This is a genomic window from Rhodopseudomonas sp. BAL398 (assembly GCF_033001325.1).
Lineage (GTDB): Bacteria > Pseudomonadota > Alphaproteobacteria > Rhizobiales > Xanthobacteraceae > JARJEH01.
In genome coordinates this window covers 3,997,908-4,014,477 of record NZ_CP133111.1, presented here as the reverse complement: position 1 = coordinate 4,014,477, position 16,570 = coordinate 3,997,908, and the positions used below count along the sequence as shown (strand labels likewise).

The window sequence follows — 16,570 nt, the reverse complement described above, 5'->3', positions numbered from 1 at the left end:
CACACTGCGCCGGGAGGCGTTTTCGCCGCGCGTCTCGGCTCGTTTCCAGCGCCGCTCATTTCATTTAGCGTCTTGACAGTTCAGGGTATTTTCACGGAAATGGCGGTCCGCACGCACGGACTTATCTCTCGATGATCAAATCAGAACTCGTTCAGCGCATCGCCGAGCACAACCCGCATCTGTATCAGCGGGACGTGGAGAATATCGTCAATGCGATTCTCGACGAGATCGTCGCGGCGCTGGCGCGGGGCGACCGGGTTGAACTGCGCGGCTTCGGCGCGTTCTCGGTGAAGCATCGGCCCGCGCGCGCCGGCCGCAATCCGCGCACCGGCGCTCATGTGCCGGTCGACCAGAAGAGCGTGCCGTTCTTCAAGACCGGCAAGGAAATGCGCGAACGGCTGAACCGCGAGCAGAGCGCCGCAGACGCCGGCGCTTAGCGCGGAACCCGATTGCGGGGCAAGGCGAGGACGACATGTATAAATTCTTCATGGCCTTGGTGCTGGTGCCGCTCGGACTCATCCTGATCGTGTTTGCGGTCGCCAATCGACACCTGGTCACCGTGGCGTTCGACCCGCTCAATCTCGGCGATACGCCCGGAAGCGTCACCCTGCCGCTATTCGCTTTGGTGATCGGGGTGGCCATCCTCGGCGTGCTGGCAGGCGGCATCGCGACCTGGATCAGGCAGCGGCATTGGCGCCGCGACGCCAGACGGCATGCGGCCGATGCGGCCGAGGCGCGGGCGCAGCTGGCCGATCTGCGCGCCAGCATCGCCACGCCGGCGAGAAGCGAGTCGCCGCGGCTGCTCGGGCGGGATTCCGCAAGCGAGCGCGACAAGGCCGGCGCGACGTTGTAAAAACGCCCATCCGCCGGCGTCTCGTCGTCCGCCAATCCTGCTGCGAGGGTCTTCGCGCTTATTCCATTGCGATCGATGTCTGTTGCTCATGCCTGTCGTCGTCAAAATCTGCGGCTTGTCGACCCGAGACACGCTCGACGCTGCGCTGGACGCCGGCGCCGACATGGTGGGTTTTGTGTTCTTTCCCGCGTCGCCGCGACATCTCGGCCTTGAGCGCGCGCGCGAGCTGGGCCGGCAGGCGCGTGGCCGCGCCGCCATCGTGGCCTTGAGCGTCGATCCCGACGACGCGCTGCTCACCGACATCATCGATGCGTTGGCACCCGACCTGCTGCAATTGCACGGCGCCGAGAGCGCCGCGCGGGTCGGCGACATCAAGCAAAAATTCCGGCTGCCGGTGATGAAGGCGATCGCCGTGGCGACGGCGGCCGATCTTGCCGTAATGCCGCGCTATGCGGCGGTTGCCGACCGCATCCTGTTCGACGCGCGACCGCCGAAGGGGGCGACCCGGCCGGGCGGGCTCGGCGCGGTGTTCGACTGGAAATTGCTGCGCGACCTCGATCTGCAAGCGCCTTTTATGGTATCTGGCGGCGTCAATGCCTCCAATGTCGCCGAGGCGCTGCGGGTGACCCGCGCTGGCGGCGTCGATGTGTCCTCGGGCGTCGAGACGGCGCCGGGGGTGAAAGATCCCGAATTGATCCGCGCCTTCCTCCGCGCCGCGCGCGCCAGCCAAGAATTGATGATGTGATGAATTCAGCTTTGCCCAATTCCTTTCGCTCCGGCCCCGACGACCGCGGCCATTTCGGCATTTTCGGCGGCCGCTTCGTCGCCGAGACGCTGATGCCGCTGATCCTCGATCTGGAAAAGGCCTATACGGACGCCAAGGCGGATCCGGCGTTTCAGGCCGAGATGGACGGCCATCTCAAGGACTATGTCGGCCGGCCGTCGCCGCTGTACTTCGCCGAACGTCTCACCGCGCATCTCGGCGGCGCCAAGATCTATTTCAAGCGCGAGGAGCTCAATCACACCGGCTCCCACAAGGTCAACAATGTGCTGGGCCAGATCATGGTGGCGCGGCGGATGGGCAAGAAGCGCATCATCGCCGAGACCGGCGCCGGCCAGCACGGCGTCGCCACCGCGACGCTGTGCGCGCGGTTCGGGCTCGAATGCATCGTCTTCATGGGCGCGGTCGATGTCGAGCGGCAGCAGCCCAATGTGATCCGCATGGAAATGCTCGGCGCCAAGGTGGTGCCGGTGCAGGCCGGCGCGCGCACGCTGAAGGACGCGATGAACGAGGCGATGCGCGACTGGGTCACCAATGTCAGCGATACCTTCTATTGCATCGGCACGGTGGCGGGGCCGCATCCCTATCCGATGATGGTGCGCGACTTCCAGTCGATCATCGGCACCGAGACCAAGGCGCAGATGCTGGCGGCCGAAGGCCGGCTGCCGGATTCGCTGATCGCCTGCATCGGCGGCGGCTCCAATGCGATGGGGCTGTTTCATCCTTTTCTCGACGATCCGTCGGTCAAGATCTTCGGCGTCGAGGCCGCTGGCCATGGCCTGACCCAGCTGCACGCCGCCTCGATCGCCGGCGGCCGCCCCGGCGTGCTGCACGGCAACCGCACCTATCTGCTGATGGATGAAGACGGCCAGATCCAGGAAGGCCATTCGATCTCGGCCGGCCTCGATTATCCCGGCATCGGGCCGGAGCATTCCTGGCTGCACGAAACCGGCCGCGTCACTTATCTGTCCGCCACCGACGACGAAGCGCTGGCCGCGTTCCAGCTGCTGTCGCGGCTCGAAGGCATCATCCCGGCGCTGGAGCCGGCGCATGCCATCGCCAAGGTGATGGAGCTGGCGCCGACCCTGCCGAAGGATCACCTGATGGTCGTCAACCTCTCCGGCCGCGGCGACAAGGACATCCCGCAAGTCGCGGAGATTTTGAAGGGCGGCAAGACGTGATTGCAGTTCAGGCTTCGCAGTACGGCGCCCCCTCCCTAACCCTCCCCCGCAAGCGGGAGAGGGGACCGGCCGCCGTTGCGGCGAACTCATCCATCAAATTCACGCGTGTGAAGCAAGACCTCTCCCTCTGGCACAGCCTGCGCCCTCTCCCGCTCGCGGGGGAGGGTTGGGGTGGGGGCCTCGGCTTCTCAAAGAACGCAGGCGCTCACTCATGACCCGTATCGACACCCGTTTCGCCGCTCTGCAGCAGCAAGGCCGCGCCGCCTTTGTGACCTTCGTGATGGCGGGCGATCCCGATCTTGAGACGTCGCTTGCGATCATCAAGGCGCTGCCCAAGGCCGGCGCCGATATCATCGAGATCGGGATGCCGTTCACCGATCCGATGGCGGACGGGCCGGCGATCCAGGCGGCGGGCTTGCGCGCACTGAAGGCCGGCACCACGCTGAAGAAGACGCTGGCGATGGTGCGCGCGTTCCGCGACGGCGACGACGCCACGCCGATCGTGCTGATGGGCTATTACAATCCGATCTACATCTACGGCGTCGACAAATTCCTGGTCGATGCCAAGCAGGCCGGCGTCGATGGGTTGATCATCGTCGATCTGCCGCCCGAAGAAGACATCGAGCTGTGTCTGCCGGCGATGAAGGCCGGGCTGAATTTCATCCGCCTCGCCACGCCCACCACCGACGACCAGCGGCTGCCGGCGGTGCTCGCCAATACGTCGGGCTTTGTCTATTACGTCTCGATCACCGGGATTACCGGCTCCGGCAGCGCCGACGCCGACGAGGTCGGCGCCGCGGTCGCCCGGATCAAGCGCCATACCGATCTGCCGGTCTGCGTCGGCTTCGGCATCCGCACCCCGGAGGCGGCGCGCGCCATCGCCCGGAAGGCCAATGGCGCGGTGGTCGGCTCGGCGCTGATCGATGCGTTGCAGCAAAGCCTGGACGCCGACAATCGCGCCACCCCGGCGACCGTCGGCGCGGTCGCCGATCTGGTGGCCGCATTGGCTGCCGGGGTCCATGGCGCCAAACAGGCCGCCGAATAGGCTGAAATAGGGTCAATATTGACCGAAAGCGGCGGTTGCCGGGTTGCGCCCGGGCCGCCATATAGACAGTGAGCCCGGCTGGGAGCGTTGCCCCAGCAGCGGCGCGGAGCACGTCATGAACTGGTTGACCAACGTCGTACGTCCGAAGATCCGCAACATCCTGCGTCGCGATACGCCGGAGAATCTGTGGATCAAATGCCCCGATACCGGGCAATTGGTGTTCTACAAGGACGTCGAGCAGAACCAGTTCGTCATCCCCGGCTCGAATTATCACATGCGGATGGGCGCCACCGCGCGGCTCAAATCGATCTTCGACCACGAGACCTGGTTCGACGTCGCGCTGCCCGAGGTCACCGCCGATCCGCTGAAATTCCGCGACGAGCGCAAATATGTCGACCGGATCAAGGACGCCCGCACCAAGACCGGCGCCCATGATGCGATCCGGGTCGGCTATGGCAAGCTCGAAGGTCTCGGCGTCGTCGCCGCGGTGCAGGATTTCGATTTCATGGGCGGCTCGCTCGGCATGGCCGCCGGTGAGGCGATCGTGCGCGGTCTCGAACTGGCGGTGGAGAAACAATCGCCCTTCATCATGTTCGCCGCCTCCGGCGGCGCGCGGATGCAGGAAGGCATTTTGTCCCTGATGCAGATGCCGCGTACCACGGTCGGCGTGCAGATGCTGCGCGAGGCCAAGCTGCCCTATATCGTGGTGCTGACCAACCCGACCACCGGCGGCGTCACCGCGTCCTACGCCATGCTGGGCGACGTGCAGATCGCCGAGCCCGGCGCGCTGATCGGCTTTGCCGGCGCGCGGGTGATCGAGCAGACCATCCGGGAGAAACTCCCCGACGGGTTTCAGCGCGCCGAGTACCTCAAAGACCACGGCATGATCGACATGGTGGTGCACCGCCATGACCTGCGCCCGACGCTGGCGCGGCTGTGCCGGATCCTGACCAAGACGCCGCTCGAGCAGGTCGTCGTCGCGGCCCCGGTCGAACCGGCCGCTCCCGAACCCGTTGTCGAGCCGGCCGAGATCGCTTCCCCCGAAACCGAGGCCGAGCCCGTGGTGGCGCCGGCCGCGCCGCAGGCGTGAGCGAAGGCGCAGCTCCCGCCGCGACGCTCGCCGCACTGCGGGCGCGGCTGGCGAAGCTGCATCCCAACCGCATCGATCTCGGCCTGGAGCGGATGCAGGCTCTGATGCAGCGGCTCGATCGTCCCGAGCGCAGCCTGCCACCGGTGATCCATGTCGCCGGCACCAATGGCAAGGGCTCGACTATCGCCTATCTGCGCGCGATCCTCGAAGCCGCGGGATTGCGCGTCCACGTCTATACCTCGCCCTGGCTGGTGCGGCCCAATGAATGCATCCGGCTGGCCGGCAAATTGGTCGGCGACGATCAGCTGATCGCGGCGCTGGCGCATTGCGAACGGCTCAATGCCGGCGAGCCGATCACGCTGTTCGAGATCGAGACCGCCGGGGCGTTCGATCTGTTCGCGCGCAACCCGGCCGATGTGCTGCTGCTGGAAGTCGGTCTCGGCGGCCGGCTCGACGCCACCAATGTGCTCGAGCGGCCCGCGGCCTGCGTGCTGGCGCCGATCGGGATCGATCACACGGAATTTCTAGGCAGCACGCTGGCCGAGATCGCCGCCGAGAAGGCCGGCATCATCAAGCGCGACGTCCCGGTGATCTGCGCCGAGCAAGCGCCCGAGGCGATGGCAGTGATCGAGCAGCAGGCGCGGCGGATGCGCGCGCCGCTGCATGCCAGCGGTCAGCAATGGCATGTCGGTATCGAGCACGGCCGGCTGGTCTATCAGGACGAGCGCGGATTGATGGATCTGGCCGCGCCCAGATTGTTCGGCCGGCATCAGGTCGACAATGCCGGCTTGGCGATCGCCACGATGCGCGCGCTCGACGGTTTCAATATTGGCCAGGCCGCCTATGAGGCCGGCATGGTCGGCGCCGAATGGCCGGCGCGGATGCAGCGGCTGTCGGCGGGTCGGCTGATCGCGCAGGCGCCGCCGGGCAGCGAGATCTGGCTCGACGGCGGCCACAATGCCGATGGCGGCCGGGTCGCAGCGGCCGCGCTGGGCGATCTCGAGGAGCGGGTGTCGCGGCCGCTGGTGGTGATCACTGGCATGATGGCCAACAAGGACGCCGCGGGATTCTTAAGCAATTTCGCCGGTCTCACCCGCCACATCATCGCGGTGCCGATCCCCGATCGCGCCGACGCGATGCCGCCGGAGCGGCTCACGGACGCCGCGCGCGCGCTCGGGATGCGGGTCGAACTCGCCGACGATATCGACACGGCGTTGCGCAAGCTCGCCGCGCTTGCTTACGAGGTGCCGCCGCGTATCCTGATCGCTGGGTCGTTGTACCTGGCCGGCCATGTGCTGGAGATTAACGGTACGCCGCCGACCTGACCTATTGGGGGATTGCATGCGTTTCGCCGTGATCGCCGACGTCCACGGCAACTATCTAGCGCTGGAAGCCGTATTGGCGGACATCCGCGCCCAGGGCATCGACGACATCGTCAATCTCGGCGACATGGCGAGCGGCCCGCTCGATGCGCGGCGTACCATGGACATCTTTATGACGCTCGACGCCGTGCATGTCCGCGGTAATCACGACCGCTATCTGATCGAACAGCTGCCCGAGAAGATGGGTTCATGGGATCGCACCGCTTATCAGCAGCTCGACGCCGCGCATCTCGACTGGCTGCGCCGCGTGCCGAACACTGCGATCTATCGCGACCAGGTGTTCTGCTGCCACGCCACGCCGGCGCATGACGAGACCTATTGGCTCGACGCCGTCAGCCCCGACGGCACCGTCGGCATCGCCTCGCTGGCGTCGATCGAACAGGCGGCGGCGGGAATCTCGCAATCGTTGATCCTGTGCGCCCACACCCATATTCCGCGCGCGGTGCGGCTCGGCGACGGCCGGCTGGTGGTCAATCCCGGCAGCGCCGGCTGCCCCGGCTATCGCGATACCCATCCTTATCCGCATGTGGTGCAGGCCGGCATGCCGGATCCGAGCTACGCGGTGCTGGAGCTGGTCGCCGGCCGCTGGCAGGTCAGCTTTCGTCTGGTGCCGTATGACCACGACGCGATGGCGGCGCTGGCGCGACACAACGGCCGGCCGGAGCTTGCGGGGCCGCTCGCCACCGGCTGGGTCATCCAAGGAGCTTCAACGGATTGACGGCCTTCTGCCGCAGCTGATCCATCGTGCATTGCGACGGCGCCTTGTCGGGCCGCCAGCGCAGGATGCGGGTGCCGTGGCGAAATCGCTCGCCGCTGAAATGGTCGTAGCAGATTTCGACCACCAGCGACGGCTTCAGCGGGCGCCATTGTGCGGACCGCTCGGTCGACCAGCGGCTCGGCCCGCCCGGCGCATTTCCGGTGAAGCCCGGCTCAGCGATCAGCGCTTCCAGCCTGTCAGTCAAAGCCGGCTTTTCGCCTCGCTTGATCGCCGACGTGAAGCCGACGTGATGTAGCAGGCCGGAATCGTCATACAGCCCGAGCAGCAGCGAGCCGACCACCTCGCGGCCCGCGATCCTATTGCTGGCATAGCGAAAGCCGCCGATCACGCAATCGGCGCTGCGGAATTTCTTGATCTTCTGCATGCCGTCGCGATTGCCGGCCTGGTAGGGCAGGTCGAGCCGCTTGGCGATTACGCCATCGGAGCCGCCGCCGGCTTGCTCCAGCCATTTTTCGGCAATGGCATAGCGCGCCGTTGCGGGCGACAGTCGAAAGCTCGGCTGTGCCTTGAACTGCGCAGCGGCGAAACTTTCCAGCGCCGGGCGCCGCTTGCTCAGCGGCTGCGCCGCGAGATTTTTGCTCCGCGCGGTTGCGAGCAGGTCGAACGCCAGAAAAAGTGCCGGCGTTGCGATCGCCAGTTTCTTGACTCGACTCGCCGCCGGATGGATCCGCTGCAGCAGGTCGTCGAACGAAAAGGTCTTGGCCTTCGGCACCACGATCTCGCCGTCGAGCAGAAAGGCGCCCGCCTTCAGCGTCAGCGCGGCGTCGACCAGTTCGGGAAAATAGCGGGTCAGGTCTTCGCCGGATTTCGAGCGCAGCGTGACCAGGTCGCCGTTGCGCGTCAGCAGGCAGCGGAAGCCATCCCATTTCGGTTCATATTGCCATTGGCTGCCGCGCGGAATCGCATCGACCGACCGGGCCTCCATCGCGGCGGGCGCGGCAGCGGGGTCCGCTGCGAGAGCGGCGTGTGCGGAGGATTTGCGGGCTCGAAGATTTGCCATCCCCTTCAACGCAAACGGCCGGCAAAAAGCCGGCCGTCCAACTCAATTATTTCGCGCAGATCACACCGCGGAGCTGATCCACTGCTGCAGCTTCTGCTTCGGCGCGGCGCCGACTTGGCGCGAGGCCATTTCGCCGCCCTTGAAGATCATCAGGGTCGGGATCGACATCACGCCGTATTTCGACGCGGTCTTCGGGCTCTCATCGACATTGAGCTTGACGATCTTGACCTTGTCGCCCATCGCGCCGGAAATCTCGTCCAGCGCCGGCGCGATCATGCGGCAGGGGCCGCACCATTCCGCCCAGAAATCCACCACGACCGGCCCCGTCGCCTGCAACACTTCGGATTCGAAATCGACGTCTGAAACCTTGCCAACGGCCATGGGGTACCTCGTTTGAACAATGAAAGGCGCGGCGGGGGGAATCGCGCCGGGATGATGAAGTGAAGGTAGGAACGCGGCGGGGCCGGGTCAAGCACGCTCACGGCAACATGAAGGAGGCCTGCTCCGCGTCCAGCGCAGGCGCCGAAATCTCCATGAATTCAGTGCTTTCGGTCCAGATCAGCGCGGCGCGGACGGGCCGGTCAGGGTATAGTCTAGCGAGCACGGCCCGATACAGCGCCAGCTGCCGCAGGTATTCGGGTGGCGTGTCGGCGGCATTGTGCGGCGGGGCGTGGTTGGTCTTGTAGTCGACGATCAAAACCTCGTCGGGCGTCACCACCAGCCGGTCGATCTGGCCCGAGACCAGCAGCGGCGCGCCCGGCTGCGGCAATCGCCCGGCGATCGGCACCTCGGCACGGCTGCCGGGGCCGAACAGCGCGGCAAATCTGGCATCGGCGATCAGCCCCAAAACATTTGCCGCCAGCGCCTCGCGATCGGCCTCGCTCCAGTCCGCGGCGTTGCGGGCAAGATAGATCGTCGCGGCATCGCGGCGTCGCGCCGCCGGCAGATCTGGCAGCGATTGCAGCAGTCGATGCACCAGCGCGCCACGCTGCAGAGCGCGGGCGCGGGTCTCGGTGGATTCGCCGCGGCGGATGCGGCGGCCGTCGCCGTCGCCGGAATCGGATGGCCGCAGCGATCCGCCCGACTTCGGCTCGGCGGGGGCAGGTCTGCGCAGCCAGGGCGGCGCGATCACCGCAGCTGTTTCGAGGGGAGTCTCGGCGACGCCGCCGATCTCCGGCGCATCGTCATCGTCGCGGCGATAGCGTTTCACCACGCCGTCGGGCGGCGGCACCTGCTGCATCAGCAGCCCGGAATTTTCCAGCCCGGTGACGATCAGATCGTACCATGATAGCGGCCGCACCTCGTTGCGGTTGCCGGGCATCACGCCGCCGACGATCAGCCGGTCGGCGGCGCGGGTCATCGCCACATAGAGCAGCCGCCGATATTCATCCTCGGTCTGCGCCACCATCGCGGCGCGGGCTTCTGCAACGGCCGGCGGATCGTCGGCCTTCTTGCCGGCCCAGACCACGACGCCCGGCGCCGATGGCGCCGCATTGCCGCGCGGCAGATGCACCAGATTGAGCCGCTGGGTGTCGGCCGGCGACGAGGTGGTGTCGACCAGGAACACGACCGGCGCTTCCAGCCCCTTGGCGCCATGCACGGTCATCACCCGGACCTCGTCGCGCGAGATTTCCATGTCGCGCTTGACCTCGGTATCGGCGGCGCGCAGCCAGGTCACGAAACCCTGCAGCGACGCCGGCGCCTTCTGCTCATAGCTCAGCGCCAGCTGCAGAAACTCGTCGAGCGCATCATTGGCCTCCGGGCCGAGCCGGCGCAGCATTTTCGCGCGACCCCCGTCACCTTCACCGTCACCCTGGCCGCCGAGCAGCCAGGCATAGAAGGCAAACGGCGTCTCGGCATTGGCGCGGGCCTCGCAAGCGATGAGCTGACGCAACGCCGTTTCGAATTTGGCATCGGTCGAAGCCTGTGCCGCGAGCGCGTCGCGCAGCGCGCCCTTGCGCCGCCAGGCCAGACGAAACAGATCGTCATCGTCGAGGCCGAACAGCGGGCTCTTCAGCGCCACCGCCAGCGCATGATCGTCCTGCGGCAGCAGCAGCGCGTCGGCCAGATGCAGCAGGTCGATGATGGCGATATGCTCGGTCAGCTTCAGCCGGTCGGCGCCGGCGACCGGAATGCCGCCGCGCTTGAGCGCCTGGATGATGGCGTCGAACGCCTTGCCGCGGCGGCGCACCAGCACCAGCATGTCGCCATAGCGCAGCGCGCGGCGGTCGCCCGCGGGGCCGGTCGTGGTGCGCTGCGCGATCAATGTTGCGATCTCGGCCTGTACCCGCTGCGCCAGCCGGACCTCGGGGCTGGTCTCCGACACCGCGTCGAACGGCGCGCGCCAGCCTTCGATATTCTGCCGCTCGTCGGGCACCTCGAGCGGCCACAGATCGATCAGGCTCGGCCCGGCATCGGCCAGCGATTGATGCACCGGATAGGCGCTGTCGGCGTGGATGCTGCGATAGATCGCCGGATCGCGGAACACCCAGTCGACCGATTGCAGGATCGCCGCACCCGAGCGGAACGAGTAGTTGAAATTGACCGCGTCGAATTTCAGCTCGGCGTCCTTGAAGCGCCGCCGCCATTGTTCGCGGCGCTCGGCGAATTCGCGCGGCACCGCGCCCTGGAACGAGAAGATCGACTGCTTCTCGTCGCCGACCGCGAACACCGTGCGGCGCAGCCCGTCGCGGGCGCCGGCCCCGGTGGTGAATTCGGAAATCAGATGGCCGACAATGTCCCATTGCCGCGGGCTGGTGTCCTGCGCCTCGTCGATCAGCAGATGATCGACGCCGCGGTCGAGCTTGAAATGCACCCAGGCCGAGGAGACGCGGTCCAGCATCTCCAGGGTCTTGTCGATCAGATCGTCATAATCGAGCAGGCCGCGCTCGGCCTTTTCGCGGCGGATATTCGCCGCCACCGCGGTGGCGATGACTAACAGAGCCTGGGTGCGGTCGCGCATCAACAGCGCGCGGCGGCGCTCCAGCAAAGCGGCAACGCGGCTGCTTTCGCGCTTCAAGACTTCGGCAAGTGCGGGGCGGGCGTCGGCGATCTTCTTGGTCGCCACGGTCTTGCGCGGCGTCATCTCCTTGGTGAGGAACACTTGCAGATATTTGTCGATCTGCGCGGTCCCGGTCAGCGCCAGCGCCTCGCGCAGCCGAGTTGCCTGATCGACATCGGTCTTGTTGCCGCCCTCCAGAATGGCCGCGACTTCCTCCCAGCGCCGGCGCGGCAGCTCCGGCCCGTCGACGATCTCCCGCTCGACGGCGTCGCAGCTGTCTTCGGGCGCGACATCGAGCGCGGCCGCTAGCTGCGTCATCGCGCCATCGACGCCGCCGCTTTGGTCGGTCCAGGCCATGAACTGGTCGCGGCTGGTGCAGGCCTGGCGCACCACGTCGCGAAAGGTCACGTCGGCGGCGCTGGTCATCGCCAGTGTCAGCGCGCGACCCTGGGCGCTGCCGGGCTGCGACGCCGCTTGCAGCAGCACCGCGAGGCTGGCGCGCTCCATCATCTCGGCCTGGTCGCGCTCGTCCAGCACGGTGAAGCGCGCCGGCACATTGGCCTCGAACGGAAATTGCTGCAGCAGCCGCGTGCACAAAGCGTGGATGGTCTGCACCTTCAGCCCGCCCGGCGTCTCCAGCGCGCAGGCGAATAATTTGCGCGCCTGCATCAGCGTCGCGGCGTCGACGGTCTTGACGCCGGTGGCGCGCACCGCGGCGGTCAGCGCCGCATCATCCAGCGACACCCAGCGCCCGAGCGTGGAAAACACCCGCTCCGCCATATTGGCGGCGGCCGCCTTGGTGAAGGTGATGCACAGGATCTTCTCCGGCGGCACGCCGTCGAGCAGCAGCCGGATCACCCGCTGCACCAGCACATGGGTCTTGCCGGAGCCGGCATTGGCGGAGACGAAAACCGACGCGGCCGGGTCGGAGGCCTGGATCTGCCGCGCCACGGCCTCCGACGGAATGCTGCGCGGCGCGCTCATGATTCGTCTCCCGCGCCGCCGGCCGCCGACCATTCCTTGATCCGGGCGAGGTCGTCATAGCGGCCATAGCGGTTGGCCCACATCGACAGGTTGAGCGAAGTGTAAGGAGTGGCCGGGTCGTCGAATTTGCGGATCAGCGCTTCCACTTTGGCGCGCGCCTCGTCGGCGGCGTCGTCGGGGAATTGCGCATCTTCGCCGCGCTCGCGCTTCAATTCGAGAATCCGTTCGTCGCCGGGCGGATTATTGCCGCTGAGCTTGACATAGGTCAGCTCGCTCACCGAGGCGCCGGCCGCGATGCCGTCGAAGCCGCCATCGCGCAGGATCGCGGCTTCCAGCGTCAGCTGCGGCGACAGCCCCATCCGCACCTGCTTGCCGGTCGGCGGCTGGCCGGTCTTGTAGTCGAGGATCGCAAAGGTGCGGTCGCGGCGATGTTCGATGCGGTCGGCGCGCGCGGTGAGGATGAATTGGCGGTCGCCATCGAGCGGGATGGCGATTTTGCCTTCGGTCTCGGCGATGACGCGCAGTACGTTGAGCCGGCGTTCGGTCTCCCAATTGGCGAACCATTCGGCGATGCGGGCAAAGCGCGGCCACCACAGCGCGCGCGCTTCCGGATGCGCCATCAGCGGCGCGAAATGTTGTTCGCCGATTGCGCGTAGCGCCTGCGCCGGATCGTCCGGCAGCGCCGTCGCATAAAGTTGGGTGAATTCGCCCAGCGCCTCGTGGATCGCCGAGCCGCGATTGGCCGCCGACAGCGGCATGTCGACCGGATCGAGCGGCGACAGTTTGAGGATGTATTTGGCGTAGATCGTATAGGGATCGCGCAGCCAGTCCTCGATCGCGGTGACCGACAATCTGGTCGGTCGCGCCTCGCGCGGCGGCCGCGGCATCGGCTGCGCGATTGGCGTCACCTCGGCGGGACGATCGAGCTCCTCGGCATAGTCGAGATAGATCCGGCCGCGCGCTTGGGCCTCGCTCCAGCGCTGCGCGCCCGCCACCGCCTCGAGCCGGTGCAGGAAGCGCGACGCCACCGCCGGTGCGCCGCCGACCTTGGCGGCGTGGCTGAGGATCACCTCCTCGGCGCCGAGCAATTGCGCGAAGTCATGCGCCGACAGCCCGATCCGCCGCTCCGGCAGATCGAGGCCGAGCTGATGCCGCATCGGCCGGCTCAGCCATGGATCGATCCGCGGCGCCGGCGGCCACACGCCTTCGACCAGCCCGCCGAGAATCACCCGATCGGATTCGGTCAGTCGCGCTTCCAGCGGACCATAGATCCGCAGCGTCGCGCCGGCGATTTCCGGCCGCCGCACCATGCGGTCGCTGAACGCGGTCTGGAACACATCCGCATAGTCGCGCGGCGCGACCATCAACCCGCTCTGGGGCCCCGCGGCGTCGAGATCGTCAAAGGCAATCGCCAGCGCCGAGCCGCGGCCCTCGAAAGCCTGCGCGGTGTCGCTGTCGTCTTGGGTCAGCGCGATCAGCACGGCGCGGTGGCGGCGCGCGAAATCGGAAAAATCCAGCGGCTGCGTTGGATCGACGCTTTCCAGCGGCGCCAGCGCCGCCTGCAATGCCACGATCAGCGCGTGCGCGCGATCGAGGCTGTCATCGCCAAGCCGCGCGCGCGGTTCTGACGGATGCAGGGCCGCGGGTTCGCCGCGCTTCAGCCTGGCGAGCTGCTGGCGAAATCCGAGGAAGTCCTTGAGCAGGCCGGCGCTGCCGGCTTGCGGTCTGGTGCCGCGCAGCAGCGCCAGCTCCAGCGTTGCGGCGGCGTCGCGCCAGCCATTCGGCGCGCGGCCGAGCCGTAGCAGCGGATGTTTCAATATCGCCAGCAATGTAGCGGGCTCCAGTTCGCGCAGTGCCGCCTCGGCGGCAAGCCGGGCGAAAATCCCCGCCGGGGTTTCGGTCAGCGCGTCGCCGCCGGAATCATCGACCTGCAGCTGCCAGCGCCCCAGCGCCGCCATCACCCGCCGCGCCAGCGCGCGGTCCGGCGTGACCAAGGCGGCGGATTTGCCGGCTTCGCGCGCCTGCCGCATCGCCACCGCGATCGCCAGCGCTTCCATCTCCGAATTGGGCGCCGCGATCACCGCGAGCTCCGTCATGCCGGCCAAGATGCTCGCCGCCACTTGCGGCTCGGCCAGCCTGCGATGCCATTGCGCGGTGGCGCCGGATGGCCGCATCGCCTCGGAGGCCAGCATCTCGCGGCCATGCGCCGCGGCTTCGCCGAGCAACGCGACGTCTTTCCGCGCAATGCCGAAATAATCCGTCAGCAGCGCATGCATGGCGAATTGCGCATGGTTCGACGCTGGCGGCTCGCCGAATTTTCCCGGCGCGCCCGGCGTGCCGCCGATCGATTGCCAGGCGGATTCGTCGAGCGCGAGATCGAGCCCGGGCAGCACCACCGCGCCTTGCGGCAGCTTGGCAATGATGGTGAGGAGTTTCGCGGTCGCCGGCATCGAACCGGTGGAGCCGGCGGCGATCACCGGCCCGGCGTGATGCGCGGTCAGCCGCTTGGCCTCGGCCTCGATCAGCAGATCGCGCCGCGCCGCCGGCTCGATCTTGCCGTCGGCGGCGAGCAGCGGCGGCCACACCTCCTTGGCGATGTTGAGAAAACGCAGCGTCAGCTGCCAATAGGTGTCGAGCGCGTCCGGCACCAGGGCGTCGAGCGCGCTCCAGGCGACGCCGCGGGTCACCATGTCGTCCATCAGCCGCGCCAGATCATCGGCCAGCGCCAGCGTCGAGGCCGGACCGCCGACCACCAGCGGCGCCTGGGCGCGATCCTCCGGCTTGATCTGCTTGGCCCATGCGGCGATCAGCTGCGCCAGCAGCAGCCGGCGCGGCAGCCCCTCCAGCGCCGGCGGCACCTCAAGCTCCGCCGAACCTGACGCCGCCTGCGCGAAGGCCAATTCGTCCTCGTCGATATCGCCGAGCGCGACGATGCGCGGCAGCAGCACGGCATCGGTGCCGAGCACGTCGAGAAAGATCTCGCGCGCCAAACGTCCGGCGCGGCGGGTCGGCAGATACAACGTCGCCTCGGCCAATCGTTCGGGTTGGCGGCGCGCCTCGAAGCCGTCGACCAGCCGGCCATCGACCAGCGCGGCGATCGTGGTGCGCAGCAGTGGCGCCGAGGACGGAACGCTATAGACGCGCATGAGCTTCCTGATTCGCGGGATCGGGCGGCATCATGGCATGGGCGGGCGCGCGACGGGAGGTGTCAGGCGACGCTGGCGAGATAAGCCTCTTCGGCGGCGTGCACCGCATCGGGCGTTCCGACATGCATCCAGACGCCTTCGAGCCGAAGCCCGAACAGCCGATGCTGCGCGGCGGCGCGGTCGAACATCGCGGTCAGCGCGAATTCGCCGCGCGGCGCGTCGGCGAACAGCGCCGGCGTCATGATCGCGGCGCCGGCATAGACGAACGGCACCACCTCGTTTTCTTTGCGCCGGCGCAGGCTGCCGTCGGGCGCCATCGCGTAGTCGCCATTGCCATGGTAGCCGATGCTGTCGGCGGTCGGCGCCATCAGCAGCAGGATGTCCATCCGCGCCGGATCGAACGCCTCGGCCAGCCGCGTCAGATTGGGCTGCACGCCGTCGATCCACATCGTGTCGGCGTTGAGATGAAAGAACGGCTGCGCGCCGAGCAGCGGCAGCGCCTTGACGACGGCGCCGCCGGTGCCGAGCACGGCGTCGCGTTCGTCCGAAATCGTCACCCGCGGACTCGTGCGCGCGGCGACGTGGTCGATGATCTGGTCGGGCAGATAATGCACATTGACCACGGCTTCGGCGACGCCGGCCTCCGCGAGCCGATCGAGCACATGGTCGAGCAAGGGCCGGCCGGCGACCGGCACCAGCGGCTTCGGCATGTGGTCGGTGAGCGGGCGCATGCGGACGCCGAGACCGGCGGCGAGGATCATGGCTCTGGTTGGCTTGACGGGCATAGCGGCAACGGTGCTCGAAATGGGGCAAGGATTCGCGATGACCTGACTGTATCACGAGGTCTTCGGCGGTCTATCGATGGGTTTGGGTAATCATCGAAGGTGACGGCGATACGACAGCGCGGCGCATTGGCTCTCGCAGGGAACCGCGCGGCGGCGGGCTCAGGCGGCTGTCCGGACGTCTGTCTCAGGCGTCCTGCGCTTGCGCCGCGGAACGCGCGGCTTTTTTCTTCTTGTCGGTTCTCAGAAAGGTGACGCCGATCTGCTCGCCATTGACCCAGCTGAGTTCGCAGCGGCGGTAGGCCAATCCGGTCGACGACAGCAGCAGAAAGAATTCCTTCAAATGCAGGCCTTCGACCGAGCCCTCGACCGACAGTTTCGCGCCGGTTTCCGACACGTCCTCCATCAGGCAAGCGCGGCGCCAGGTGCCGTCGATCGCCATCATGTGCGCGCGGATGCCGCGTTCAAACACGACGCGGCCGTCGCTTTGGCGTCCTGCAACCATGCCAGTCTCCTGCGTCGGCCGGAATAGACGGGATATTCCGAC

At 67.3% G+C, this 16,570-nt stretch carries 14 protein-coding genes; 8 read left to right on the top strand and 6 right to left on the bottom strand.

All coding sequences use genetic code 11. From position 1 onward, the window contains the following. Positions 1-131 precede the first annotated feature (131 nt). The 8 genes from RBJ75_RS18875 (at position 132) to RBJ75_RS18840 (ending at position 7,050) form a co-directional block, all read left to right on the top strand. A complete protein-coding gene (locus RBJ75_RS18875; protein ID WP_044417695.1) occupies positions 132-437 on the top strand; it encodes an integration host factor subunit beta in 306 nt (101 codons plus the stop codon). 35 nt (positions 438-472) lie between these two features. Then, positions 473-853 (top strand): lipopolysaccharide assembly protein LapA domain-containing protein, encoded by a 381-nt coding sequence (locus RBJ75_RS18870; protein ID WP_044417696.1) that lies wholly within the window; start codon positions 473-475, stop codon positions 851-853. 88 nt (positions 854-941) lie between these two features. Next, positions 942-1,598, top strand: a complete 657-nt coding sequence (locus RBJ75_RS18865) for a phosphoribosylanthranilate isomerase (RefSeq protein ID WP_044417698.1) — start codon at positions 942-944, stop codon at positions 1,596-1,598. After that, the gene (trpB, locus tag RBJ75_RS18860; protein ID WP_276156433.1) at positions 1,598-2,815 is read left to right on the top strand and encodes a tryptophan synthase subunit beta; all 1,218 of its coding nucleotides are present in this window, start codon (positions 1,598-1,600) and stop codon (positions 2,813-2,815) included. Before RBJ75_RS18865 ends, trpB begins: the two co-directional genes overlap by 1 nt. A 211-nt stretch (positions 2,816-3,026) precedes the next feature. Continuing rightward, on the top strand, positions 3,027-3,860 hold the full coding sequence (gene trpA, locus RBJ75_RS18855) for a tryptophan synthase subunit alpha (RefSeq protein WP_044411079.1): 834 nt from the start codon (positions 3,027-3,029) through the stop codon (positions 3,858-3,860). A 115-nt stretch (positions 3,861-3,975) separates the two neighbouring features. Further along, positions 3,976-4,950, top strand: a complete 975-nt coding sequence (accD, locus tag RBJ75_RS18850) for an acetyl-CoA carboxylase, carboxyltransferase subunit beta (protein WP_044411082.1) — start codon at positions 3,976-3,978, stop codon at positions 4,948-4,950. Then, complete coding sequence (locus tag RBJ75_RS18845) at positions 4,947-6,275, top strand: bifunctional folylpolyglutamate synthase/dihydrofolate synthase (RefSeq protein WP_044411085.1); 1,329 nt, start codon at positions 4,947-4,949, stop codon at positions 6,273-6,275. The genes accD and RBJ75_RS18845 overlap by 4 nt, the downstream gene beginning before the upstream one ends. A 16-nt stretch (positions 6,276-6,291) precedes the next feature. Then, complete coding sequence (locus RBJ75_RS18840; protein ID WP_044411086.1) at positions 6,292-7,050, top strand: metallophosphoesterase family protein; 759 nt, start codon at positions 6,292-6,294, stop codon at positions 7,048-7,050. On the opposite strand, the gene RBJ75_RS18835 is transcribed toward RBJ75_RS18840, so the two are convergent. From RBJ75_RS18835 to RBJ75_RS18810, 6 genes are all read right to left on the bottom strand, one after another. Then, a complete protein-coding gene (locus RBJ75_RS18835; protein WP_044411087.1) occupies positions 7,025-8,035 on the bottom strand; it encodes an ATP-dependent DNA ligase in 1,011 nt (336 codons plus the stop codon). The two genes, RBJ75_RS18840 and RBJ75_RS18835, sit on opposite strands and share 26 nt — an antisense overlap. Before the next feature lie 135 nt (positions 8,036-8,170). Beyond that, complete coding sequence (trxA, locus tag RBJ75_RS18830; protein ID WP_044411088.1) at positions 8,171-8,491, bottom strand: thioredoxin; 321 nt, start codon at positions 8,489-8,491, stop codon at positions 8,171-8,173. Between the two features lie 97 nt (positions 8,492-8,588). Continuing rightward, complete coding sequence (gene addA / locus RBJ75_RS18825) at positions 8,589-12,095, bottom strand: double-strand break repair helicase AddA (RefSeq protein ID WP_044411107.1); 3,507 nt, start codon at positions 12,093-12,095, stop codon at positions 8,589-8,591. Continuing rightward, a complete protein-coding gene (gene addB, locus RBJ75_RS18820) occupies positions 12,092-15,241 on the bottom strand; it encodes a double-strand break repair protein AddB (protein ID WP_044411089.1) in 3,150 nt (1,049 codons plus the stop codon). Before addB ends, addA begins: the two co-directional genes overlap by 4 nt. A 62-nt stretch (positions 15,242-15,303) precedes the next feature. Continuing rightward, on the bottom strand, positions 15,304-16,026 hold the full coding sequence (locus tag RBJ75_RS18815; RefSeq protein ID WP_044411090.1) for a nucleotidyltransferase family protein: 723 nt from the start codon (positions 16,024-16,026) through the stop codon (positions 15,304-15,306). A 184-nt stretch (positions 16,027-16,210) separates the two neighbouring features. Further along, on the bottom strand, positions 16,211-16,528 hold the full coding sequence (locus tag RBJ75_RS18810; RefSeq protein ID WP_044411091.1) for a PilZ domain-containing protein: 318 nt from the start codon (positions 16,526-16,528) through the stop codon (positions 16,211-16,213). Between the last annotated feature and the right edge of the window lie 42 nt (positions 16,529-16,570).